The organism is Paenibacillus sp. PAMC 26794, from assembly GCF_000316035.1.
Taxonomy (GTDB): domain Bacteria; phylum Bacillota; class Bacilli; order Paenibacillales; family Paenibacillaceae; genus Paenibacillus.
This window is the reverse complement of sequence record NZ_ANHX01000085.1, coordinates 1-1,715: the sequence shown is the minus strand read 5'-3', so window position 1 is coordinate 1,715 and position 1,715 is coordinate 1. Positions and strand designations below refer to the sequence as shown.

Annotated in this window: 1 rRNA gene; it reads right to left on the bottom strand. The window is 53.9% G+C overall.

Going from position 1 to position 1,715, the window contains the following annotated elements:
* Nucleotides 1-13: 13 nt before the first annotated feature.
* A 23S ribosomal RNA gene (locus D829_RS34410) occupies nt 14-1,715 on the bottom strand; the annotation flags it as partial.

Below are 1,715 nucleotides of genomic sequence, written 5' to 3'. Positions count from 1 at the left end.
TTACAACTTGCTATTGGATAAGCCCTCGACCGATTAGTACTGGTCAGCTCCATGCATTGCTGCACTTCCACCCCCAGCCTATCTACCTCGTCGTCTTCAAGGGGTCTTACATACTGGGAAATCTCATCTTGAGGGGGGCTTCACGCTTAGATGCTTTCAGCGTTTATCCCTTCCGTACATAGCTACCCAGCGGTGCTCCTGGCGGAACAACTGGTACACCAGCGGTACGTCCATCCCGGTCCTCTCGTACTAAGGACAGCTCCTCTCAAATTTCCTACGCCCACGACAGATAGGGACCGAACTGTCTCACGACGTTCTGAACCCAGCTCGCGTACCGCTTTAATGGGCGAACAGCCCAACCCTTGGGACCTACTTCAGCCCCAGGATGCGATGAGCCGACATCGAGGTGCCAAACCTCCCCGTCGATGTGGACTCTTGGGGGAGATAAGCCTGTTATCCCCAGGGTAGCTTTTATCCGTTGAGCGATGGCCCTTCCATGCGGTACCACCGGATCACTAAGCCCGACTTTCGTCCCTGCTCGACTTGTAGGTCTCGCAGTCAAGCTCCCTTATGCCTTTGCACTCTTCGAATGATTTCCAACCATTCTGAGGGAACCTTTGGGCGCCTCCGTTACTCTTTAGGAGGCGACCGCCCCAGTCAAACTGCCCACCTGACACTGTCCCCGCACCGGATTACGGTACCAGGTTAGAACCTAGATACGATCAGGGTGGTATCCCAACGTTGCCTCCACAGCAAGCTGGCGCTCATGTCTCTTCAGGCTCCCACCTATCCTGTACAGATCGTACCCAAATTCAATATCAAGCTGCAGTAAAGCTCCATGGGGTCTTTCCGTCTTGTCGCGGGTAACCTGCATCTTCACAGGTATTAAAATTTCACCGGATCTCTCGTTGAGACAGCGCCCAAGTCGTTACGCCATTCGTGCGGGTCAGAATTTACCTGACAAGGAATTTCGCTACCTTAGGACCGTTATAGTTACGGCCGCCGTTTACTGGGGCTTCGGTTCACAGCTTCGGATTGCTCCTAACCACTCCCCTTAACCTTCCAGCACCGGGCAGGCGTCAGCCCGTATACTTCGCCTTACGGCTTCGCACAGACCTGTGTTTTTGCTAAACAGTCGCTTGGGCCTTTTCACTGCGGCCCCCTCGTGCTATTCACACTACCGGGGCACCCCTTCTCCCGAAGTTACGGGGTCATTTTGCCGAGTTCCTTAACGAGAGTTCTTCCGCGCGCCTTAGAATACTCTTCTCGCCTACCTGTGTCGGTTTGCGGTACGGGCACCTTCACCTGGCTAGAGGCTTTTCTTGGCAGTGTGAGATCATGACCTTCGCTACTACAATTTTCGCTCCCCATCACAGCTCAGCCTTACAATGTGCGGATTTGCCTACACATCAGCCTTACTGCTTAGACGGACATCCATCAGTCCGCGTCACTACCCTACTGCGTCCCCCCATTGCTCATAACGGCTTACGGTGGTACAGGAATTTCGACCTGTTGTCCTTCGACTACGCCTTTCGGCCTCGCCTTAGGTCCCGACTTACCCTGAGCGGACGAGCCTTCCTCAGGAACCCTTAGGCTTTCGGCGGATCAGATTCTCACTGATCTTTTCGTTACTCATACCGGCATTCTCACTTGTATAATGTCCAGCGCTCCTTACGGTACACCTTCAACCCTTATACAACGCTCCCCTACCCCTG